Consider the following 22,135-nt stretch of genomic DNA (forward strand, 5'->3'; position numbering starts at 1 on the left):
CTTGCGGCAAGGCCGGGGTAAGGGTGCACAATCGTCGGCCTGAGCTGGAATCCCATTCGAATCGGGGGTGTCGAATTGTGTCGTGATCCGCGGCCTGGGCATGCCGCCGGTGGCGGAGTGAGCCAGGTTATGTTTTCGATCCGGAAAAAGTTAGGGGCACATGTCAACCGAGGGCTATGACGCGGAACTGGCGGCCGAGCGCGGCTATATCGCCGATCTCTACGCACGTCTCGACGCTGAGCGCGCACGGGTCAAGGGCCAGTACGGTGCGGCGTTGCGGGGCCGGGAGGTGAGCGCGATGGAACGCGAGGATCAGGTGCGTGCGCTGGCCAAATCGGTGCAACGCTATGACGTGGCCGACAACGGATTGTGTTTCGGCCGGCTCGACACCGTCGCAGGCGAACGGTCCTATATCGGCCGGATCGGGTTGTTCGACGAGACGAACGAGTTCGAACCGCTGCTGCTGGATTGGCGGGCGCCCGCGGCGCGCGCGTTCTATGTGGCGACGGCGGCGAATCCGGAGAACATGCGCAGGCGCCGACAGTTCCATACGCGCGGGCGGCAGGTCGTCGATTTCACCGACGAGGTGCTGGGGCGTCCGGAGGGCGCCGAGCGGGGTGACGCGGCCTTGCTGGCGGCGGTGAACGCGCCGCGCGGGCCGGGCATGCGTGACATCGTGGCGACGATCCAGGCCGAACAGGACGAGATCATCCGGCACGAGCATCAGGGCGTGCTGGTGATCGAGGGTGGTCCGGGCACCGGTAAGACCGTGGTGGCGTTGCATCGGGTCGCCTACCTGCTCTACACGCAGCGTGAGCGGATGGAACGGCAGGGCGTGCTCGTGGTCGGGCCCAATCCGGCGTTCCTCGACCACATCGCGCACGTGCTGCCGTCACTGGGCGAGACCAATGTGGTGTTCACGACCACCGGCGATCTCGTGCCGGGACTGCGCGTGACGGCCGAGGACGGTCCGGAGGCCGCGCGGCTCAAGGGCGCGTTGCCGATCTTGGACGTGCTCGCCGCCGCGGTGGCCGACTGCCAGCGCATCCCCGCGGCACCGGTGCCGATCGAACTGGCCGACGTGACGGTCCGCATCGACGCCGAGATCGCGCAGTGGGCCAGGGAAGAGGCGCGCGCGAGCGGGCTCCCGCACAACGAGGCGCGCAAGGTGTTCTACGACGTCCTCACGTGGGCACTCACCGAACGCGCCATCGCCCGCATCGGCAAGGGCTGGCTGACTCGCGCCGACAAGCAGGCCTGGGAGGACCTGCGCGAGGACCTGCTCACGGAACTGGCCACGCACGCGGCGTTCACCGCGGCACTGGATGCGTGCTGGCCGATCATGACACCGGAAAAGCTGCTGGCTCAGTTGTATTCGTCACGAGATCGGCTGCGTGCGGTGGGCGCCGACGCGGCATTGTGGCGCGCGGACGGGTCGGCGTGGACGGTCTCGGACGTGCCGTTGCTCGACGAGCTGCACGATCTGCTCGGTCCCGACAAGCCCGCCGACGACAGCGCCGAGCGGGAACGCCGGGAGGAAGCCGAGTACGCCGCGGGCGTCCTGGATGTCATGGTCAGCCGCGAGGACATGATGGACGACGAGGATCACCTGTTCGCCCAAGACCTGCTCTACGCCGAGGATCTGGCCGACCGGTTCCTCGAACGCGACACCCGTGATCTCGCCGAACGCGCTGCGGCGGACCGCGATTGGACCTACCGGCATGTGGTGGTCGACGAGGCCCAGGAGTTGTCGGCGATGGATTGGCGGGTGCTGATGCGTCGCTGCCCCGGCAAATCGTTCACGGTGGTCGGCGATCTCGCGCAACGTCGCTCGGCGGCGGGCGCGAGTTCGTGGGCGGCGATGCTGGAACCGTATGTGCCGGGTCGCTGGGTCTACCGGTCGCTGACGGTGAACTACCGCACCCCGGCGGAGATCATGGCGGTCGCGGCCGCGCTGCTCGCCGAGTTCGCACCCGCGGTGAAGGCTCCGGAATCGGTGCGCGCCTGCGGGGTGCGGCCGTGGTCAAGGCTCGTCACCGAGGACGAATTGCCTTCGGCCATCGAAGCGTTCGTGCGCGACGAGGCAGACCGGGCGGGAACCAGCGTGGTGATCGGGCCGCCGGACGTGCCGGGCACGGTGACCGCCGCGGCGACCAAAGGCCTCGAATACGATGCCGTGCTGGTCGTTTCACCGGAGCGGATCCTCGCCGACGGACCGCGCGGTGCCGCCGAGCTCTACGTCGCACTCACCCGCGCCACCCAGCGCCTGGGCGTCCTGCACGAGGGGCCACTACCCCGGTCCCTGTCCGGGCTGGCTGAACTCGACATGGACACGGCCAGCCCTACACCCACACAAAAAGTGTTGTCGCCCTGATCTTTACGTGCCCCACCCGATGCCCGCCCCCATCATGGGCGGCGGGCATCGGCCACACCCCCGCCGCCGGTCACCGTGTCTGGACGACCTCGGTCAGCGGGAGGGCGCCCGTGGCGACGGCAATGGCGGTGTCGAGGTCGAGGTGGAGCTCACGGCCGGGAATGGGCGCGGGACCGTCGCGATGGGTGACGTTGCCCGCGTCGTCGACGGTGACATGGAAGATGGTCTCGCCGATCTGAATGGTGACGGTCTCGCCCGAGAAGTGTTGCGCGACAGCCCGTCCCAGCGGTAGCGCGAACCAGTGGGCGCGCACGGCGTCGGTGGCGCGGCGTTCGCCGAGCAGCGGTGTGCCCCAGACCGACAGCGCGTCGAGCACCGGGCGCAGGGCGGCTCCGGCGGCGGTGAGCTCGTAGCGCGCGGTGCTCGCGCGCGGGCCGACCCGCTGGCGGGTGAGGATGCCGTCGCGCTCGAGGTCCTTGAGCCGGGCCGCGAGGATGTCGGTGCTGATGCCGGGCAGGTCGGCGAACAGGTCGCTGTATCGGCGTGGGCCCGAGGACAATTCGCGCACCACCAGCAGGCTCCAGCGGTCCCCGACGACATCGAGGGCACGGCCGACGCCGCAGTAGTGATCGTAGCTTCGGTGTGGCACGCCACCCACTGTAGCTTGCTACTTGGAAAATCCAAGTGCAGACTTGGATTTTCCAAGTAGAGTGGGGCGCAGTCGCCGCGAGAAGGGAAGTTCATGCAGGTCAAGCAGTCCAGCAAGCTGTCAGGGGTGTCCTACGAGATCCGCGGACCCGTGGCCGAGCAGGCGGCACGACTCGAGGCCGAGGGCCACCACGTGGTGAAGCTCAACACCGGCAACCCGCTGCTGTTCGGGTTCGAGGCGCCCCCGGAGATCCTGCAGGACATCGTGCGTACGCTGCCCGCCTCGAGCGGCTACTCCAGCTCGAAAGGACTGCTGCCCGCGCGCCGTGCGGTGGTGCAGTACTACCAGACCCTCGGTCTCACCGAGGTCGACGTCGAGGAGGTGTTCCTCGGCAACGGCGTCTCCGAACTGGTGATGATGGCGATGACCGCGCTGATCGAGAACGGCGACGAAGTCCTCGTGCCCGCACCGGATTTCCCACTGTGGACCGCGGCGACGACGCTCAACGGCGGGCGCGCGGTGCACTACATCTGCGACGAGGCCGCCGACTGGTATCCCGACCTGGCCGATATCGAAGCCAAGATCACCGACCGCACCCGCGCCCTGGTGATCATCAACCCCAACAACCCCACCGGGGCGGTCTATCCCCCGGAGGTACTGCGCGAGCTGCTCGAGATCGCCCGCCGACATCAGCTGGTCGTGTTCGCCGACGAGGTCTACGACAAGATCCGCTACGACGGCTCCACCCACACCGCGGCCGCCGCCCTGGCCCCCGACCTGCTGTGCCTGACCTTCTCCGGACTCTCGAAGTCCTACCGCTGCGCGGGATTTCGCTCCGGCTGGCTAGTGGTCTCCGGGCCAACCCAGCACGCGGCCAGCTACCTGGAGGGGCTGACCATGCTGGCCGGAATGCGCCTGTGCGCGAATGTTCCCGCCCAGCAAGCGATTCAAGCAGCACTCGGTGGCCATCAGAGCATCTTCGATCTCACCATGCCCACCGGGCGGCTGCGCGAGCAACGCGACCGGGCCTGGGAGGCGCTCAACGCGATCCCCGGCATCAGCTGCGTCAAGCCACAGGGCGCGATCTACGCGTTCCCGCGCATCGACCTGCACATGTACCGGATCAACGACGACGAACAGTTCGTGCTGGATCTGTTGCTGCAGGAGAAGATTCACATCGTGCAGGGCACCGGGTTCAACTGGCCGCACCCCGACCACTTCCGCATCCTCACCCTCCCGCACGCCGACGACCTGGAGGCGATCATCGAACGCATCGGCCGGTTCCTGGCCGGCTATCGGCAGTACTGAGCAGGGTTCGGGCGAGGGCGGGCAGCACCTCGGAGCATCCGGCGTCGACGATGCGGGTCGCCAGCTCGTCACCGCGGGTCGCGCCGCGGTTCACGATCACCACGGGCTTGCCGTGTTTGGCGGCGTGCCGCACGAAACGCAGCCCCGACATGACCGTGAGCGAGGAACCCGCGACCAACAGCGCGTCCGCTTCGTCGACGAGGGCGAAGGAGGCGGCGACCCGATCCTTGGGCACGTTCTCGCCGAAGTACACGATGTCGGGTTTCAACATGCCGCCGCAGCGCGCGCAGTCGAGCATCCGGAAGCCCGCGGTATCGGCGACCACCGCGTCCGCGTCCGGGGCCACCTCCACCCCGTCGGTGGCGACGCCCTCGGCGAAACCCGGATTCGCCGCCTCCAACTGCTCGGCCAGCGCCATGCGCGAGATCCGGGCCGCACAGCCCAGACAACACACCTGCGCGTAGGTGCCGTGCAGATCGATCACCCGGCGCTGCCCGGCCTTGGTGTGCAGCAGATCGACGTTCTGGGTGATCAACCCGCTCACCACACCCATCCGCTCCAGCCGGGCCAGCGCGGCGTGCCCGGCGTTCGGCCGCGAAGCGTCCATCCGGCGCCAGCCGACATGGTTACGCGCCCAATACCGCTGCCGGAAGACCGGATCACCGACGAACTGCTGATAGGTCATCGGGTTGCGGGGCGGCGAAGCCGGACCGCGGTAGTCGGGGATGCCGCTGTCGGTGGAGACACCGGCACCGGTGAGCACCGCGACACGGCGCCCGGCCAGCACCTCGGCCAGCGCTTCGACGTCCGCGTCGAGCCGCGGCGTGGTGATCTCCGGCATGCCGTCCAGGGTACGTCGGCTGCTCAGACCCGCCGCATCACCGAGACCACCTTGCCGAGCACGACCGCCTCGTCACCGTCGATCACCTGGTAGGCCGGATTGCGCGGCTCGAGGTAGACGTGCCCGTTGCGCCGCCGATACACCTTCACCGTGGCCTCGCCCTCGATCATCGCGGCCACGATCTCCCCCGAATGGGCCTCGTTCTGCTTGCGCACCACGACGATGTCACCGTCGCAGATCGCCGCGTCGATCATCGAGTCACCGCGCACCCGCAGACCGAACACGGTGCCGCGGCCGACGAGCTGGCGCGACATGGTGACCATGTCGTCGGTGTGCTCCTCGGCGAGGATCGGCGTGCCCGCCGCGATGTCGCCGACCACCGGCACCGCCACCGAGTCCTCGTTCGTTTCCCGGGGCGCGCTCGCCTGCAGGAACATCCGCACGTCGATCGGGCGCGACATCGTCTCGCTGCGCCGCAGGAAACCCTGCTCCTCGAGACTGTTCAGATGCTTCGACACCGACGACGAGGAACGCAAACCCACCGCGTCCCCGATCTGGCGGGAGTTCGGCGCGTACCCGTGGCGCACCACCCAATCCCGGATGGTGGCAAGGATCCGCTGCTGGCGCTCCGGCAGCCGGGAGGTGTCGAGATGCTCGAGGTCGTCGTAGGTCACGCGGGCATCCTAGAGGTCACCGCCGATCTCCGTGCCGCACAGGCCATCGCAGGGAGTGTCGCCCCGCCGCACGCTCAACCGTTGCGGCCACGCTCGGATGCGCTTCGCTCGACACAGAATTCGTTGCCCTCGAGGTCGAGCAGCGTCACCCGACCGTTAACCCAGCACCGTCCCTAGCGGAGGATTTCGGGGGCTCGGGTGACGGTCAAGGGTGGCGGTGTGCCTTCGTAGCGTTCGATCTCCACCAAGGACAGTTGACCGGTGCAGCCCTGGGACAGGCGGGAGGAGGGGCGGTCAGGAGTGAGGGCGTTCGGGTTGCCGTGGCGGCAGAAAGTCGGGTCGGCGGGGTCGGGGTCGTACCAGGCGCCCGTCGACAACTGCGCCACCCCGGGACGGACCGCGTCGTCGACGATCAGCCCGGCCAGGCAGCTGCCGCGCGGGCTGAGCAGGCGCACCACATCGCCGGAACGCAGGCCACGCGCGTCCGCGTCCTCGGGATGCAACCGGACCGGTTCGCGTCCAGCGACTTTCGTGGACTGACTGAACGCACCGACATCGAGTTGGCTGTGCAGCTTCGAACGCGGCTGATTCGCCACCAGCTGCAACGGGAACCGCGCCGCCTCCGGCGCACCCAACCACTCGTCGGGCTCGAGCCACACCGGATGCCCCGGGCAGTCTGCGTAACCGAACCCGTCGATGGTCTCGGAGAAGATCTCGATCTTGCCGGTGGGGGTGCCCAGCGGATACCGCTGCGGGTCGGCCCGGAACCGCGCGCCGAGCACCTGGTCCGGGTCCGGGACCGGCAGCTCCAATTCACCACTGGCCCAGAACGTGTCGAAATCGGGCAGCGCGTGCTCGGTGAAACGCGACCGCCACCCCGTATAGAGGTGGCGCAGCCACTCCCGCACGGTGCGCCCCTCCCCGAACTCCTTACCCACCCCGAGCCGTTCGGCCAGCTCCACGAAAACGGCGTAGTCGTCGCGTGACTGACCGTGCGGCCGGGTGATCGCCTTCATCGCGAAGAAGACCCGGTCGTTCTCACCGGCCCCGTAGTCGTCGCGTTCGATCGACATGGTCGAGGGCAGCACGATATCGGCGTGCCGGGCCGTGGCCGACCAGAAAGGATCGTGCACCACCACCGTCTCCGGCCGGGCGAACGCCGCACGCAACCGGGCCAGATCCTGATGATGGTGAAACGGATTCCCGCCGCACCAATACACCAGCCGGATATCCGGATACACCAACTCCTGCCCGTTGTAGTCGAACGACCGACCCGGATTGAGCAGCATGTCGGCGATCCTGGCCACCGGAATGAACGTCGCCACCGGATTGTGCCCCTGCGGCAGCCGCGGCGGCGAGAACGCGCGCGCCGGCTCCCCCAAACTCGCCGCCGAACCATAGCCGTGCCCGAAACCGCCACCGGGCAAACCGATTTGGCCGAGCATCGCCGCGAGCACCACACCCAGCCACAACGGCTGCTCCCCGTACTGCGCGCGTTGCAGCGACCAGCTGACCGTCACCACGGTCCGCGCCGCCGCCATCTCCCGCGCCAGCGAGTGGATCCGCGCGGCGGGCAGGCCGGTGATCGGCGCGGCCCACTCCGGCGATTTCGCCACGCCGTCCACCTCCCCGCGCACATAGCCGAGGAAACGGTCGTAGCCGACGGTGTACTTGTCCAGGAACGCACGATCGGCCAGCCCGTCCGCGTCCAGCACCTGCGCCAACGCCAGCATCAGCGCCGCGTCGCTCCCGGGCCGGGCCGCGAGCCACTCCGCGTGCGCCGCGGCGGGGATATCGTCGCGCAAGGGCGAGACCGACACAAAACGGCAGCCCCGGGCTCGCGCGGCCGCGATCCAGCCCGTCGTATTGTGCCGGGACACGCCGCCCGGCGCGACCGCCGCGTTCTTCGGCGACAACCCACCGAAGGCCACCACCAGCTCCGTGTGCTCGGCCAGCACCGATTTCGAGGTCGCCTGCTGCATCACCCAGCCCAGCTCACCGATCACATGCGGCAACAACACCTGCGACACACCGAGGCTGTAGCTGTTGACGTGATACACGTACCCGCCGAGGCAGTTCAGGAACCGATGCAACTGACTCTGCGCATGATGAAACCGGCCCGCGCTCGCCCACCCGTAGGACCCGCCGTACACCGACTCGGCCCCATGCTCGCGATACACCCGGCCCAGCTCCCCGGACAACAGATCGAGCGCCGTCTCCCAGGACACCGGAACGAACGGCTCCTCGCCCCGGCCCGGCGCGCCCGGACCGTGCTCGAGCCAGCCCCGCCGCACATACGGTTGATCGATCCGCGTCGGATGATGCTGGGCGGAGGCCACATTGTCGATCAGCGCCATCGGCTCCGGATCCGCGCCCCACGGCCGCACCGCCGTCAGCCGCTCACCGTCGCTGTCCGCCTCGAAAGCTCCCCAGTGCGTCAAATGCGTGGTCACCAACCCACCGTAACCGGGGCCGCCGACAAACGGTGTGCCACCAAAACCACCGGCGGCGCACGCCTTTGCGCTACCTCAGCGGCGCCGCAACAAGAACATCCGGAACTGCCTGCCGCCCGAGAGCTCGTACTCCATCTCGTAGCCGGGCCAGAACTCCACCGCGAGATCCCACGCCGCTTTGCGCTGCACCCCGGTGAGTTCGACGACCTCGACCTCGAACCGCTCCCCCTGGTGCCGAACGGTCGCCGTCGCCGCGGCCCGCAGATTGGCCGACCACGACGGGTGCCGCGCACTCCCCCAATTCGAGCCGATCACCAGGAAGTCCTCGCCCCGCGGTACATACAGCAGCGACGTCGTGCGCGGCGTCCCGGTCTTGCGACCCGCGACGGTGATCTCGATCGAGGGCAGCCCGGCCAGATCGAGCACACCCTTGCGTCCACCGCTCCAGCGCCGAATCGTCCGCTCCAGCGGTAGCACCACCGGCGCGCCCCGCATCACCCAGCGCTGACGGGCCAGCTGTCGCGCGAACGACGGCAACGGATTCGACACCATCCTCGAATCCTGACACGTCCGGCCCCCACCTCCGCCTCGGCAGGCCCGGACGAGGGCGATCTCACAGCCGGGCGGGCCCGCCGCACCGCAAAGTCGTTGACGGACAACACCGCACGCGTCGACATCGCAACCCACCGTGCAACCCCTGGCACACCCCTACCCGGTCAGATCAATGCGATCGCCGCGCCCAAGCCGGCGAGCGTGACGGCCTGCAGCGCGACACGCACATGAATGACACTGTCCCACTTATCCTGCAGCGCACGCGCATTCGGTGGAGTGGCGCCGGCCTGGGCCGCGGCGGTCTGCACCGTGTTGATCGGCTTCGCGACACGCACGTACACCACCAACCAGATCGCCAGGGCCGCCACCGCGACGCCCGCGGCGATGGCGGCCGCGACCTGACCACCGACGGCCGCCAGCACAACCGTCAGCACCGCGGTGATCACCCCGCCGGCACCGAACACCGGCATCCGGCGGTCACCGTAATAGTGACCCCAGCCCGCCGAGAACGTCAGGGTGCTGTCGTCCAGGCGCGCGTACACCGACCGGGTGATCAGCGCGTAGCAGGCGTCCGTGCCGTAGATGATCGCGTTCGCGAGGACCGCGACGATGGCGACGATCTGGGCGGCTGAGCTGAGCATGAGTGGAACTCCATTTCATCAATCTAGCGTTGCTACTCAACCTAGCATGACTAGCTTCGATCGTCGCAAGACATCGCCGATCATCGACGCACATAGCGGGGAGCTATTGACCGACAACCGCTTTCCCAGGAGCACTGCACCGACGCCGGTACTTTGGAGAACGCGCACATTGGGCGCGACCTACCGGAAAGGACACAGACACTTGACGATCGGTGCCTCGGGGCCGCAGCCCACCCACCCCTCCCGCAGGCACCGCTGATGTTCGCGCGCTGGGGCGAGCTCGTCCACCGATTCCGATTCGTCGTGCTCACCGTCGTCGGCGCGGGCATGCTCGCCCTCGGCGGGTACGGCTACGACCTCGGAAACCACCTCGGCACCGGCGGATTCGAAGACCCGACCTCCGAATCCGCACAAGCCGCCCGGTTAGCCGACGCGGCCTTCGGACGCGACCACAACGCCGACGTCATCGTGCTCTACACCGCACCGCCCGGCGTGGCCCTCGACGATCCCGCGTTCAGCGCCGCGATCATCGACAACCTCAACCGCCTCCCGCGCAAACACCCGCAGATCGACAAGATCAACGGCGCCTACTGGCCCACCGAGCACGCCCCCGGCCAACCCAGCTACTTCGGCAAGCCCGACCAGAACCGCGCCTTCGCCTCGATCGCCATCAAAGGCGACAACGACACCGACATCGTCAACAACTTCCGCGCCGTCAAAGACGCCTTCTACATTCCCGGCGTCGACGTCCAAGTAGCAGGCCTGCAACCGATCGCGGGCGCGCTCATCGACACCCTCGCCGACGACCTCCAGCGCATGGAGCTGCTCGCGCTGCCCGCCGTCGCCGTCCTGCTGTTCTTCATCTTCGGCGGCCTCGTCGCCGCGGCACTGCCGCTGATCCTCGGTGGCCTCACCATCATCAGCGCCAACGGCATCGTCCGCCTCGTCACCGAATTCACCCCGGTCAACTCGTTCGTCTCCAGCGTCGTCACGATGATCGGCCTCGGCCTCGCCATCGACTACGGCCTGTTCATCGTCAGCCGCTTCCGCGAAGAACTCGCCGAAGGCTACGACACCCCCACCGCGGTCCGGCGCACCGTCATGACCGCGGGCCGCACCGTCGTGTTCTCCGCCACCATGATCGTCACCAGCCTCGGCGGCATGCTCTTCTTCCCCCAGGGCTTCCTGCGCTCACTCGCCTACGGCTCCATCGCGACGGTCTCGCTGGCCGCACTCTCCGCGATCACCATCCTGCCCGCGATCCTCGGTATCCTCGGACCCCGCGTAGATCTGCTCGGCGTCAAACGCTTCAGCCGCACCAAAACCGCCGACGAGGTCGAGAACGGGCTCTGGGGTCGCAGCACCCGGTGGGTGATGAAACACCCCACCAAGATCGCCATCCCGCTCACCATCGGGCTGCTCATCCTGATCGTCCCGGTCAAGAACATCGCCTTCGGCACCTTCAGCGAAACCTACCTGCCGCCAGACCATTCCACGCGCACCGCGCAGCACAGCTTCGACACCACATTCCCCCTGCGCAAACCTGACGCACTGCAACTCGTCTTCGTCACCGACGACACCGACGCCACCCGCCAAGCCAACCGCAACGCCATCGGGGCACTGCTGAAACGAGCCGACCAGGCACCCGGGCTCGCCGAGCAAAAGCCTGGCGTACCAGGCCAATTCGCCGTCCCGACCGCCTCGACCAGCCAACCTGGCATCTACCGCACCGAAGCGCCACTGGCCGACTCCACCGACACCGCGGCGGCCGACGCCACCATCGACTACCTCCGGACGATGGACGTGCCCGACAACATCACCATGCTCGTCGGCGGCCAACCCGCGATCAAGAAAGACACCATCGACGGCATGCTCGGCCGCATCCCGTTCATGGTCGCCGTGGTGTTGTTGCTCACCACCCTGCTGATGTTCCTGACCTTCGGCTCCCTCGTACTGCCGATCAAGGCCGCGCTCATGAGCGTGCTCGGCCTCGGCTCCACCCTCGGCATCCTCACGCTGATCTTCGTCGACGGCCACGGCGCGAACCTGCTCAACTTCACCCCGCAACCGATCCAAGCCAACGTGCTCATCCTGATCATCGCGATCATCTACGGGCTCTCCACCGACTACGAAGTATTCCTGTTGTCCCGCATGGTCGAAGCGCGTGCCAAAGGCGCGACGACCACCGACGCCATCCGCATCGGCACCGCGCACACCGGCGGCATCATCACCGCCGCCGCGCTCATCCTGCTCGTCGTCACCGGCGCGTTCGCCTTCTCCGACCTGGTGATGATGCAGTACATCGCCTACGGCATGATCGCGGCGCTGTTCATCGACGCCACCATCCTGCGCATGCTGCTCGTCCCCGCCGTCATGAAGTTGCTCGGCGACGACTGCTGGTGGGCGCCTGCCTGGATGAAACGACTGCAGCAGCGCGCGGGCCTCGGCGAACCCGCCCTCGATGACGAGCACCCCGCTACCCCCGGTAAGTCGGAGATCGTCGAAACCACACCGGCCACCGTCCGGCTCGCCGAATTCGAGCCGCAACAGCCTCGGCACTGACAACCGAATCCGCTGTCAGCAGACACGCATTCGGCGCGACCGCCCGTCGAACTAGCCTCGAGTGCTCCGAGAGGGAGGTCGAAAAATGCCAACGCCGATCAAGTTCTCCATGGCCGCCGACGTGATCGCGGTCGGGTCGTTGCCGGAGTTCGCCCTCGGCTGCGAAGCCGACGGATTCGACACGCTGATGGTCCCCGACCATCCCGGCGCGTGCGCCGCGCCGTTCGTGGCCCTGGCCGCCGCCGCGACCGCCACCGAGACGATCAAACTCGGGACCAACGTCGTCAACGCGGGCATGTGGGAGCCCTTCCTGCTTGCCGGCGAGGTCGCGACGCTCGATCTGCTGTCCGGCGGACGGGCGGTGTTTGGGATCGGCGCCGGGCACACACCGGCGGAGTGGACCATGCAGGGACGCGAGCAGCCATCGGCCGCAACACGGGTAGCCCGGATGATCGAGGTCGGCGACACGACCCGGCGGCTGCTCGCCGGTGAGAAAGTCACCTTCACCGGCAAGCACGTCCGGCTACAGGAAGCGCTGCTCGACCGGCCGCGACCGATCCAGGAACCGATCCCGTTCCTCGTGGGCGGCAACGGGAACCGCGTCCTGCGCTATGCCGCGGAGACCGCCGACATCGTCGGATTCTCCGGCCTGGGCCGTACCCTGCCCGACGGTCACAACCACGAAACCCGCTGGAGTCGCGCAGAAATCGACGAACAGGTCGCGAAGGTACACCGCACCGCGGCGGGACGCACACCAGTCCTCGAAGCCCTCGTCCAGCACGTGGAGATCACCGATGACGCCGAGGCCGCCTGCGCGCGGTTCGCCGCCGACGTACCGACCACCAATGTCGCCGAACTGCTCAGCGCACCGTACGTCCTGATCGGCACCGTGGACGAGCTGGTCACCGAACTGCGCGAGCACCAGCGGCGCTGGGGCTTCGACCGATTCGTCATCCGGTCCGCCGCCCGATCGGCCGGTGCAGAGCTATTGCGGGCGCTCCGCACCGCAGGCTAGCCGAACGAACACGCACTCCCTCTTCGGTGCTGGTGACTTAGTTGGGGGTGTGTGTTCGGTGTTAGGTGATGCGTGCCGGTGGTTGAGGTGAGATGTATACATGTTCCGATGCGCATATCTACGTATGACTATGTCTTTTCTAGGGTCAGAACCACCGGTGATCGCCGGCGCTCCCCTCGATCGACCTTCCACACCCAGCGCCGCCCCTACCCTGGCCGACACTCTCAGTGAGACAACCGCACTCCCCCAGTGCGCAACCGCGGCCCGGCGGACATTCGACCAGATACGCTGTCCCCCACGCTCCCCCAGCGCCGTCTCGTCGTGTCGAACAGGAGTCCGGATGCGAGCCCAGCGTCGTAACCTCCCGATCACCCTCCCCCGATGAACGAAACCCCGGATCCCACAGCGACTCTGCGCCGATGGGAGGACTCCGGCGCCATCTGGCGGGTGCTCGCCCGCACCACCGCCCGGGTGACCATCGGACTGTTCGAATGCACCGGCGGCCAGGAGGTGGACCGCTTCACCTCCACCGATCCCGCCTTGCTGCGGTTCATCGGCGATCGTTGGAGCAACGAGGACTGACCGCTCAGCGCCGCCACCCGAGCATGGCGAGCAACGCGTCCACCTGGAGATCGAACAGTTCGGTGCGGTCGGTGAAGGTGTCCGGGCCGTACATGTCGAAGATGTCGGCACTCACCGCGCCGACGAAGCTCGCCCAGAAGGTGATCCCGCGCGCGTACAGCCAATCGGGCATGGACAGGCCGAATTCGGCCCGGATGCGCTCGAAATCGGCTGCCAGGACGGCCGATACGGCGGGCTCGGGATCGGGCGCGTGCAGCAGGCCCGCTTGGTATGCCTCGGCGAACAGGGTCTGCAAGCTGACGATCACCCGGGTGCCAGGCGTCGTGGTCTGCTCGACGGGGGCGTCGTAGCCGGGGACGGGCGTGCCGAATAGCAGTCCGTAGCGGGCCGGCTCGGCGTGCGCCCAGCGGCGGACCGAGTGACAGAGGGTGCGGATCCGCGCGATGGGATCGTCCGGCGCACTGGCCAGGTCGGCGTCGACCGCGTCACCGAGCGCGTTGTAGCCGTCGACGACCAGTAGCGTGAGCAGTTCGTCGCGGCTGCGCACGTATCGATACACCGCCGAGGACACCACGCCGAGGTCGCGGGCGACCGCGCGCAGCGACAACGCCGCGGCGCCGTCCGAGGCGAGATGCTCGCGGCCGATACGGACGATGTCGTTCATGGTCTGCGCCCTGGCACGGGCGCGCGGGGTGGTCGGCATACCCCACCGTGCAATATTAAGAGAGCGCTGTCAACAACAGTGAGCGCCGCTCTTTGAGCTGGGCATCGGGACAGCTCGAGCAGGCCAGCCCTGGTTCGGCAGACAAGCTACTCGGTAGTAGTGTTAGCCGAGTCACTGGCGACACGATCGAGGAGTTCACCATGGACCAGCGGACGACGGATTTCGACGTCCTCATCGTCGGCTCCGGCTTCGGTGGCAGCGTCACCGCATTGCGACTGGTCGAGAAGGGGTACAAGGTCGGCGTGCTCGAGGCGGGACAGCGCTTCGCCGACGACGAATTGCCCAAGACCAGCTGGGAACTGAGGAAGTTCCTCTGGGCGCCCAAGCTCGGCTGCTACGGCATCCAGCGCATCCACCTGCTGCGCGATGTCCTGATCCTCGGTGGCGCCGGTGTCGGCGGTGGCTCGCTGAACTATGCCAACACGCTGTACGTGCCGCCGGAGCCGTTCTTCAAGGACGCGCAGTGGCGCGACATCACCGACTGGCAGGCCGAGCTCGCGCCTTACTACGAGCAGGCGCAGAAGATGCTCGGGGTGGTGCGCAATCCACACATGACCCCCGCCGACGAGGTGTTCAAGCAGGTAGCCGACGACCTCGGGGTCGGCGACACGTTCGTGCAGACGCCGGTCGGTGTGTTCTTCGGTGAGGCGGGAAAGACCGTCACCGACCCGTATTTCGGCGGCGTCGGGCCCGAGCGCACCGGCTGCGTCGAGTGCGGCGACTGCATGGTCGGGTGCAAATACGGCGCCAAGAACACCTTGGTCAAGAACTACCTCTACCTCGCGGAAAAGGCAGGCGCGCAAGTCGTTCCGATGACGACGGTGACCGATCTGCGGCCGCATCCGGACGGCACATGGGACGTGTCCACCGCACGCACCGGCGCTTGGCTGCGCAAGCAGCCCAAGACCTATACCGCCGCCAATGTGGTGCTCGCCGCGGGCACCCGCGGCACCCAGAAGCTGCTGTTCGAGATGCAGGACAAGGGCGCGCTGCCGAACCTGTCCCCCCGCCTCGGCCAGCTGACGCGGACCAACTCCGAGTCGATCGTCGGCGCCGCGACCAAGAAGGTCACGCCCGGTGTCGATTTCACCAAGGGTGTCGCGATCACCTCGTCCATCCATCCGACGCCGGACACCCATATCGAGCCCGTTCGCTACGGCAAGGGCTCCAATGCCATGGGCCTGTTGCAGACGCTGATGGTCGACGGCGGCGGCCGGGTGCCGCGCTGGCTGCGCTTCCTCGGCCTGGTGCTGCGGCATCCGATGAACCTGCTCAGCTTCCTGAGCACCAAGAACTGGAGCGAGCGCACCATCATCTCGCTCGTCATGCAGCACCTGGACAATTCGATCACCACCTACACCAAGCGGGGCTTGTTCGGCCGCAAGATGACCAGCAAGCAGGGCCATGGCGAGCCGAACCCGACCTGGATTCCGGTGGGCAACGACGTGACCCGGCGGGTGGCCGACAAGATCGGCGGGATCGCGGGCGGCAGCTGGGGCGAGATCTTCAACATCCCGCTCACCGCGCATTTCCTCGGCGGTGCCGTGATCGGCGCCGACGCCGAACGCGGCGTGATCGATGGCTACCACCGGGTTTTCGGCTACCCGACGCTGAGTGTCGTGGACGGCGCGGCGGTTTCGGCGAATCTCGGCGTCAATCCGTCACTGACCATCACCGCCCAGGCCGAGCGCGCGGCCGCGTACTGGCCGAACAAGGGCGAGGCCGACACCAGGCCGCCGCTCGGCGCCGGCTACCAGCAGATATCACCGGTCGCGCCGGTGCGCCCGGTGGTGCCCGCGAACGCGCCTGCCGCACTGGTCCTTCCGATCGTGCAGGTCAAGCAGACCCCGGCCGCGGGCTGAGATTTCACCCGGCGGCGGCCGTGGCGTGGTAGCGCGCGCGATGTTCGAGCCACGGTCGCCGCTGTTCCTCTTCGCTCATCGCGAGCAGGGCATGCAGCTGCGCCCACTGGGTTTCGTCGGTGGGCGTGTAGATCTGCACCCACGCGCCGTGCACGGCCGGCAGTGACATGCTCGTGATGAACATCTCCAGGTCACCGATCGCCAGATGCCGGATCTGCTTGATCCGTTTGCTCGGCGTCGCGACGTCGTTGCGGGCCCACAGGGTGGCGAAATCGGTGCTCTCCGTGCACATCTCCTCGATGAACTGCTGCCAGCTCGGATCGTCGAGGTTCTTCGCGTACGCCCCGCGCAGGTAGGCGACCATGCGGCGCAGATCGTCCCAGCTGTGCTGATAGGTGTTGCAGCACGACGGCGTCAGGAACACCCGGCGCGCGACATTGCGCTCCTCCAGCAGGAAACCGGGGCACAACGCCTCGTACGAGCTGTTGAAGGCCAGTACGTCGTAGCGCGCGCTGAGCAGGGCGGCGGGCAGCGGCACTAGGTGGTCGAGGATGGTCTGCATCTCCTCGGGCAGTGCGCTGTTCGTGTGCCCACTCGGCACGGTGGGCACGTCGGCCAAGCGATACAGGTGGGCCCGTTCGGCGTCGTCGAGGGCCAGGGTCCGCGCGACCGCGTCGAGCACCTGCACGCTGACGTTGATCTGCCTGCCCTGTTCGAGCCAGGTGTACCAGGTGACCCCGATACCGGACAGCTGCGCGACCTCTTCCCGACGCAGGCCGGGAGTGCGCCGCCGCGGTCCGGGCGGCAGCCCGACGTCGCTGGGCGAGATCTTCGCCCGGCGCGACTTGAGGAAGGTTCCGAGCTCCGCGCGGCGCGCTTTGCGCACCGCGCGAACGTCCAGCACATCGGTCATCGTTAGATCGTGCCCTATTCGGCTAGGGGTATCCAGGTGCTGCTGGTACCCGTTTCAGCGGCCGCACCGGACGAATCGGACCGCCGCATTCCCCGGCATGTCGCCCGAAAAACCACTACTACCAGGGGGAATACCGCGCCGAACACGCCCCCGACAGTTCGGGTCATGCTCCCCGCTGACTTATTCTGTAAGTTACTCGCTTGTGCGCAAATCCCGGCAGCTGGACTTTCCACGCACGGGCCCAACGCTTTTCATACTGACCGCAACCGCGGTACTAGCGGTGATCCTGCTGTTCGCCACGGTCGATCCGTGGCTGGATCGGGCGGGCATCCTGGCCGGTGGGCTCGATGTACATGTGTATAGGGATGGCGCGTGGCGCATCCTGCACGGTCTCCCGCTCTACACGGAACCGACAGTGGCGGGGCTGCTCTATACCTATACGCCCTTCTCCACGCTCGCCTTCATCCCGATCGTGGCGGTGCCATGGGCGGCGGTCAACTACACCGGCATGGTCTTCAACCTGCTGGTCCTGTTCGGCTGCATCCTGCTGAGCTGGCGCCTGCTGGGGTATCGGAGCAGCGCAAGGGTCGCCGTCGTCAGTGCGCTACTGACCCTCACCTGCGCGTTTCTCGAGCCGGTGCGGACCACTCTGTTCTACGGACAGATCAACCTGCTGCTGATGCTGCTCGTGCTGTGGGACTTCACCCGGACCGAGCGGAGCAAGCTGCGCGGCATCGGGGTCGGCCTCGCCGCGGGCATCAAGCTGGTCCCGATCTATTTCATCGCGCAGTTCATCGCGCTGCGGCAGTGGCGCTCGGCGGTGACCGCGGGCGCGACATTGTTCGCCACCATCGCCGTGGCCTGGATCGTGCTGCCCGCTGATTCGCGCGAATACTGGACCTCCACCTTCTTCCAGTCCAATCGCATCGCCGACGACATGCACCCGTCCAATCAGTCCGTGCGGGGCGTGATCGCGCATCTGACCCACCACCCGGCGCCCATGTGGCTGTGGTTGCTCATCGCCGTGCCGCTCGCGCTGATCAGCCTCGTGCTCGTCGCGGGGCTCTACCGGCACGGTGAATACCTGCCTGCGGTCACGCTGGCCGGGCTCACCGCGTCCGCGGTGTCGCCGTTCTCCTGGGACCACCACTGGGTCTGGTACGTCCCGCTGCTGGTCTACCTGGTGCATCGCGCGCAGACCCGCCCGCTCTGGTGGCTCGCCGCGGCAGCGCTTTTCGTCTCGGTCGGCGCGTGGACCTGGGAGTACGACCCGAACTACGTTGTGGTGGGCCTGTTCCTGTTCCCGCCGTGGTGGCCGCTGGCGCAGGTGCTGATCAACAGCTTCGTCGTCGTGTACGCCGTGGTGCTGGTCGGCATGGGCGTGCTGCTGCTTCGCTTGCGCCGCACCGAAACCGAACGCACCGACGCCGAGCCCGCCCTCCCCTGACGGAGCCCAGGCTCGGCGCGCGGTGCAGGTTCAGAGCAGTCCGAGGTGCCGCAGGTCGGTGACGTACTTGTCGATCAACGCCGGGGACAGGTGCGGGATGTCGTTGTCGGGGCCGATGCGGGCCGCCTGCACCGCCGCCTGGAAGTTCTTGGCGGGCAACGCCGAACCCCGCACCGCGCGCAGCGGACGCCGGTACGCGTCGAGCAGCGGGAGCAGTGACGCGTCGCGCTGCTTCTCCGGCAGCGCGCGGATCGCGGTCTCCATCCGCCGGAACCACTCGCCGTGATCCTCGATCCGCTGGATCGGCACGCCGAAATCGGCCAGCCAGTCGACGAACTCGTCCAGCGAGATGCCGTCGTCGTACGGGTTCCACACGTCGTAGGTGTGGAACCCGGCGTCGGTCCGAGCGCCGAGGGTGGTGATCGCCTCGGCGACGAAATCGGCGGGCAGCCCGTCGTAATGGGCGCGCTGGCGCCGGCCCGCACTGTCGGTCACATAGAACGAGTACGGCGCGATGCCGGTGAGCACCAGGCTCAGGATGAGCCGGGTGAACACGTCGGGCACATTGAGCTGACCGACGTAAGTGCTGTGCGCCAGGATCATGTCCGAGCGGAACACCGCGACCGGAAGCCCGCACAGGTCGTGGGCTTGGCGCAGCAGGACCTCGCCCGCCCACTTGCTGTTGCTGTAGCCGTTGGCGTATCCGGCATCGATGGTGCGCACCGCGCTCATCTCCCGGATATCGAGATCCTCGTCGAAGACCGCGGGATCGACCTGAGTGGCCACCCCCACCGTCGACAGGTAGGTGACCGGCTTACGCCGCTCGGTGAGCGCCAGCCGGATGATCTCGGCGGTGCCAACCACGTTCGGCCCGAACAGCTGGTTGTACGGCAGCACGTGGTTGACCAGCGCGGCCGGATGCACGATCAGATCGACGGTCGCGGCCAGTCGCCGCCAATTCGCCTCGTCCAGGCCGAGATTCGGGTCACCGATATCGCCGGCGAGCACCTCGAGGTGTTCGGCCGCGAGTTCGCGGTAGTGCGCGAGCAGCGCGGGATCGCCGCTGTCGAACACCGCGTCCAACCGCTTGCGCGCCGCGGCGGCGTCACTACCGCGTACGAGGCACACGAGCGTGCCGCCGGTCTCGTGCAATCGCTGCAGCCATTCCAGGCACAGGAACCGGCCCAGATAACCGTTCGCGCCGGTGAGCAGCACGGTCCGCGCCTGTTCCGGTGCGGGCGCAACGGTTTTCGCGGCGGACAGGGTGTGCGCGTCGATGAACTTGTCCAGCGTCAGGTCCGCGGCCCGCACCTCGGTACCCGGCCCGTGCACCGACAGCAGGGTCGGCCGCAAGGACCCCGACTCTCGTTGCGCCTCGATGTATTTCGCCAGATCGCCGAGCGTGTTGGCCGGGCTGACGATCACCCCGACCGGCACCTCGACGTCCAGCATGTCCTGGAGCAGGGTCGAGTACGACAGCGCGGTCAGCGAATCGCCGCCCAGGTCGGTGAAGTGCGCGTCCGGCCGCAGTTCCGTCGCGGCCGCGCCGAGCAGTGAGCGGGCCACCCGCGTCACGGTGTCGAGTACCGGGCGGTCGGCGGCCGTGCGGCGCAGCTCGGTAAGTTCGGCGGCACGATCCTGCTCGATATCGCGGTAGAGCTGCTCGAGCCGGTCGCCGTAGTGCGCTTTCAACTTGGGCCGCAACAGTTTCGCGATGCCGGAGAGCAGGCCGTTCTCGACGGTGAACGGCTCGGTCTCGATCAGGAACTCGCGCGGCAGCTCGTAGGATTGCAGCTCGGCTTCCTTGGCGATCTGCTGCAGCGAATCGGTCAGCGCGGACTTCAGTGCGTCGGTGACGCCGTCGGCGAGCGCCGCCGCGGTCGGCACGATCACGGCGAGCAGGAATGACCGCTCGCTGTTGCCGTAGATGAAGATCTGGCGGATCAGCGGACTGGTCGCGAAGACGGACTCCAGATGCGCGACCGCGACGAACTCGCCCTGGGCGAGTTTCAGGACGTTGTTGCGCCGGTCCAGGTAGACCAATCGATCCGGCTCTAGTTCGGCGACGATGTCACCGGTCTTGTAGAAACCGTCGGCGTCGAATATTTCCGCCGTCACCTCGGGCCGCCGGAAATAGCCCTGGATCATCGACTCGGTCTTCAACAGGAGCTCGCCGCGCGGATGCGGACGATCGGTCAGGAAGTAGCCCAGTTCCGGTACGTCGACGAGCTTGTAATCGAGCACCGGCGGGCGCTGCACGACGTTGTCCTGCAGCACACCGACGCCCGCCTCGGTCGAGCCGTAGCCGTCGTGCAGTTCCAGATCGAGCAGCGATTCCATGAACGCGCGCATCTCCGCCGAGAGCGGCGCGCTGCCCGCGATCGCCCCGAGCAGCCGATCACCGACGTAGTTCAGGCGCAGCTCCGCCAGTAGGTCCTCTTCGAGTTCCGGGCTCGCGTCACCTTGCGGCGCGCGCCGCGAAAGCTCCGCCTGATAGCGCTGGAAGAGCATGTCGCAGACGCGCGGGACCAGGAACATCTCGGTCGGCCGGACTATGCCGAGGTCCTCGAACAGCGTCGACATATCGCTTTTCGCGGTGAAGTACGCGGTGCCGCCGCGGGCCAACACACCGGAGAAGGCGAACCGTCCCGCGATATGACTCATCGGCATGTAGCACAGCGTGATCCCGACGCCCTTCGGCCCGCCCAGCCAAGCCCTGCGGTTCAACGCCTCGGTGTACATGGCGCCCTTGGGCGTGCCGGTGCTGCCGGAGGTATAGATGAGCAGCGACAGCGGGTCCTCGTCGGGCTCGGGCACGTAGAGCGGCGCCGGCGGCAGCGCGCTGCCCCGGGCACGCACCGCGTCCAACGTCTCGACCACGACCGAACTGCCCGCCTCGGCCAACCGCCTGCGCGCGGACTCGAGCGCCTCGCGGTGGTCGTCGTCGGCGGGACGGTAATCGAACACCACCAGCCGTCGCGGCGCGGCGCCCGCGGTCAGCAACTCGACGGCGACATCGAGGTGATCGGGGGTCGCGGCCAGCACCCGTGGTGCGGTCTCGTCCAGGATCGCGGCCAGCTGCGCGACCGCGGCCCCGGATTGAAGCGGCACCGTGACGAGGCCGAGGTGGACGTTCGCCAGATCGAGGGTGCCGTAGTCGATGCTGGTGAAACCGAGCAGGGCAACGAAATCTCCTGCGCGCAAGGGATGTTCGGGGTCGCCGTGCCAAGCTGCGGCCACCTCGCCGACGCGCGCCCACAGCTCGCGATAGGTCAGTGTCTCGAATTCCGGCAGCAGCCGGAACGTAGTGCGCGCGGTCCTACTGTCGGTGACCGCTTCGACCGCCCGCTGCCCCACCGCCGGACGGTCCGCATAGCGCTGCATGACGGTGGCCACGATCTGTGGCAGCCGCAGGCCCGACCCCTTGATCGCCGCGGTCACCTCCTCGTCGGGCACCGCGGCCTTCACCTGCTCGTCCTCGCTGAAAAGCTGTGCGATCCGACGCCGTAGCCGATCGCTTCGCGAATCAGTCGTCATG

16 protein-coding genes are annotated in these 22,135 nt (G+C 67.7%); 7 read left to right on the plus strand and 9 right to left on the minus strand.

Features of this window, described 5'->3' with window-relative positions:
* Positions 1-160 precede the first annotated feature (160 nt).
* Positions 161-2,374 carry an RNA polymerase recycling motor ATPase HelR gene (gene helR / locus F5X71_RS18155; protein WP_174817092.1) on the plus strand — a complete coding sequence of 738 codons (2,214 nt, stop codon included), beginning with the start codon at positions 161-163 and terminating at the stop codon, positions 2,372-2,374.
* A 70-nt stretch (positions 2,375-2,444) separates the two neighbouring features.
* Here helR and F5X71_RS18160 read toward each other — a convergent pair whose 3' ends face one another.
* Entirely contained in the window at positions 2,445-3,023 is a 579-nt protein-coding gene (locus tag F5X71_RS18160) for a winged helix-turn-helix transcriptional regulator (RefSeq protein ID WP_167463098.1), read from the minus strand.
* Positions 3,024-3,116: 93 nt separating this feature from the next.
* Between F5X71_RS18160 and F5X71_RS18165 the strand changes: the two genes are divergently transcribed.
* Positions 3,117-4,331 (plus strand): pyridoxal phosphate-dependent aminotransferase, encoded by a 1,215-nt coding sequence (locus tag F5X71_RS18165; RefSeq protein ID WP_167463099.1) that lies wholly within the window; start codon positions 3,117-3,119, stop codon positions 4,329-4,331.
* On the opposite strand, the gene F5X71_RS18170 is transcribed toward F5X71_RS18165, so the two are convergent.
* The 5 genes from F5X71_RS18170 to F5X71_RS18190 all read right to left on the minus strand — a co-directional run bounded on the left by F5X71_RS18170 (position 4,285) and on the right by F5X71_RS18190 (position 9,492).
* Positions 4,285-5,172, minus strand: coding sequence for an NAD-dependent protein deacetylase (locus F5X71_RS18170; RefSeq protein WP_167463100.1), 888 nt, complete (start codon positions 5,170-5,172; stop codon positions 4,285-4,287). The two genes, F5X71_RS18165 and F5X71_RS18170, sit on opposite strands and share 47 nt — an antisense overlap.
* Positions 5,173-5,195: 23 nt before the next feature.
* Positions 5,196-5,846, minus strand: coding sequence for a transcriptional repressor LexA (gene lexA, locus F5X71_RS18175; RefSeq protein WP_167463101.1), 651 nt, complete (start codon positions 5,844-5,846; stop codon positions 5,196-5,198).
* A 173-nt stretch (positions 5,847-6,019) separates the two neighbouring features.
* Positions 6,020-8,299: a molybdopterin-dependent oxidoreductase gene (locus F5X71_RS18180; protein WP_167463102.1), complete on the minus strand. Its 2,280-nt coding sequence runs from the start codon at positions 8,297-8,299 to the stop codon at positions 6,020-6,022.
* Between the two features lie 75 nt (positions 8,300-8,374).
* Positions 8,375-8,851 (minus strand): nitroreductase family deazaflavin-dependent oxidoreductase, encoded by a 477-nt coding sequence (locus tag F5X71_RS18185; RefSeq protein WP_167463103.1) that lies wholly within the window; start codon positions 8,849-8,851, stop codon positions 8,375-8,377.
* A gap of 164 nt (positions 8,852-9,015) precedes the next feature.
* Entirely contained in the window at positions 9,016-9,492 is a 477-nt protein-coding gene (locus F5X71_RS18190; RefSeq protein WP_167463104.1) for a DUF1772 domain-containing protein, read from the minus strand.
* A gap of 258 nt (positions 9,493-9,750) precedes the next feature.
* Between F5X71_RS18190 and F5X71_RS18195 the strand changes: the two genes are divergently transcribed.
* The 3 genes from F5X71_RS18195 (at position 9,751) to F5X71_RS18205 (ending at position 13,651) form a co-directional block, all read left to right on the plus strand.
* Positions 9,751-12,054 (plus strand): MMPL family transporter, encoded by a 2,304-nt coding sequence (locus F5X71_RS18195; RefSeq protein ID WP_167463105.1) that lies wholly within the window; start codon positions 9,751-9,753, stop codon positions 12,052-12,054.
* An 85-nt stretch (positions 12,055-12,139) separates the two neighbouring features.
* Positions 12,140-13,069, plus strand: a complete 930-nt coding sequence (locus tag F5X71_RS18200) for a TIGR03621 family F420-dependent LLM class oxidoreductase (protein ID WP_167463106.1) — start codon at positions 12,140-12,142, stop codon at positions 13,067-13,069.
* A gap of 381 nt (positions 13,070-13,450) precedes the next feature.
* Complete coding sequence (locus F5X71_RS18205; RefSeq protein ID WP_167463107.1) at positions 13,451-13,651, plus strand: hypothetical protein; 201 nt, start codon at positions 13,451-13,453, stop codon at positions 13,649-13,651.
* A 4-nt stretch (positions 13,652-13,655) separates the two neighbouring features.
* Here F5X71_RS18205 and F5X71_RS18210 read toward each other — a convergent pair whose 3' ends face one another.
* Positions 13,656-14,354 (minus strand): TetR/AcrR family transcriptional regulator, encoded by a 699-nt coding sequence (locus tag F5X71_RS18210; RefSeq protein ID WP_167463108.1) that lies wholly within the window; start codon positions 14,352-14,354, stop codon positions 13,656-13,658.
* Between the two features lie 161 nt (positions 14,355-14,515).
* Between F5X71_RS18210 and F5X71_RS18215 the strand changes: the two genes are divergently transcribed.
* Complete coding sequence (locus tag F5X71_RS18215) at positions 14,516-16,237, plus strand: GMC oxidoreductase (protein WP_167463109.1); 1,722 nt, start codon at positions 14,516-14,518, stop codon at positions 16,235-16,237.
* 4 nt (positions 16,238-16,241) lie between these two features.
* On the opposite strand, the gene F5X71_RS18220 is transcribed toward F5X71_RS18215, so the two are convergent.
* Positions 16,242-17,150: a helix-turn-helix transcriptional regulator gene (locus tag F5X71_RS18220; RefSeq protein ID WP_167463110.1), complete on the minus strand. Its 909-nt coding sequence runs from the start codon at positions 17,148-17,150 to the stop codon at positions 16,242-16,244.
* A gap of 280 nt (positions 17,151-17,430) precedes the next feature.
* Between F5X71_RS18220 and F5X71_RS18225 the strand changes: the two genes are divergently transcribed.
* Entirely contained in the window at positions 17,431-18,597 is a 1,167-nt protein-coding gene (locus F5X71_RS18225) for a glycosyltransferase 87 family protein (RefSeq protein WP_167463111.1), read from the plus strand.
* 30 nt (positions 18,598-18,627) lie between these two features.
* On the opposite strand, the gene car is transcribed toward F5X71_RS18225, so the two are convergent.
* Positions 18,628-22,134: a carboxylic acid reductase gene (car, locus tag F5X71_RS18230; RefSeq protein WP_167463112.1), complete on the minus strand. Its 3,507-nt coding sequence runs from the start codon at positions 22,132-22,134 to the stop codon at positions 18,628-18,630.
* Between the last annotated feature and the right edge of the window lies 1 nt (position 22,135).

This window comes from Nocardia brasiliensis, from assembly GCF_011801125.1.
Classification (GTDB): domain Bacteria; phylum Actinomycetota; class Actinomycetes; order Mycobacteriales; family Mycobacteriaceae; genus Nocardia; species Nocardia brasiliensis_C.

Bases quoted from the DNA above. Each gene is read 5' to 3' on its own strand.
- helR (WP_174817092.1), top strand. From the start codon at position 161: ATGTCAACCGAGGGCTATGACGCGGAACTGGCGGCCGAGCGCGGCTAT.
- F5X71_RS18165 (WP_167463099.1), top strand. From the start codon at position 3,117: ATGCAGGTCAAGCAGTCCAGCAAGCTGTCAGGGGTGTCCTACGAGATC.
- F5X71_RS18170 (WP_167463100.1), bottom strand. From the start codon at position 5,172: ATGCCGGAGATCACCACGCCGCGGCTCGACGCGGACGTCGAAGCGCTG.
- F5X71_RS18185 (WP_167463103.1), bottom strand. From the start codon at position 8,851: ATGGTGTCGAATCCGTTGCCGTCGTTCGCGCGACAGCTGGCCCGTCAG.
- F5X71_RS18190 (WP_167463104.1), bottom strand. From the start codon at position 9,492: ATGCTCAGCTCAGCCGCCCAGATCGTCGCCATCGTCGCGGTCCTCGCG.
- F5X71_RS18195 (WP_167463105.1), top strand. From the start codon at position 9,751: ATGTTCGCGCGCTGGGGCGAGCTCGTCCACCGATTCCGATTCGTCGTG.
- F5X71_RS18200 (WP_167463106.1), top strand. From the start codon at position 12,140: ATGCCAACGCCGATCAAGTTCTCCATGGCCGCCGACGTGATCGCGGTC.
- F5X71_RS18205 (WP_167463107.1), top strand. From the start codon at position 13,451: ATGAACGAAACCCCGGATCCCACAGCGACTCTGCGCCGATGGGAGGAC.
- F5X71_RS18210 (WP_167463108.1), bottom strand. From the start codon at position 14,354: ATGCCGACCACCCCGCGCGCCCGTGCCAGGGCGCAGACCATGAACGAC.
- F5X71_RS18215 (WP_167463109.1), top strand. From the start codon at position 14,516: ATGGACCAGCGGACGACGGATTTCGACGTCCTCATCGTCGGCTCCGGC.
- F5X71_RS18220 (WP_167463110.1), bottom strand. From the start codon at position 17,150: ATGACCGATGTGCTGGACGTTCGCGCGGTGCGCAAAGCGCGCCGCGCG.
- car (WP_167463112.1), bottom strand. From the start codon at position 22,134: ATGACGACTGATTCGCGAAGCGATCGGCTACGGCGTCGGATCGCACAG.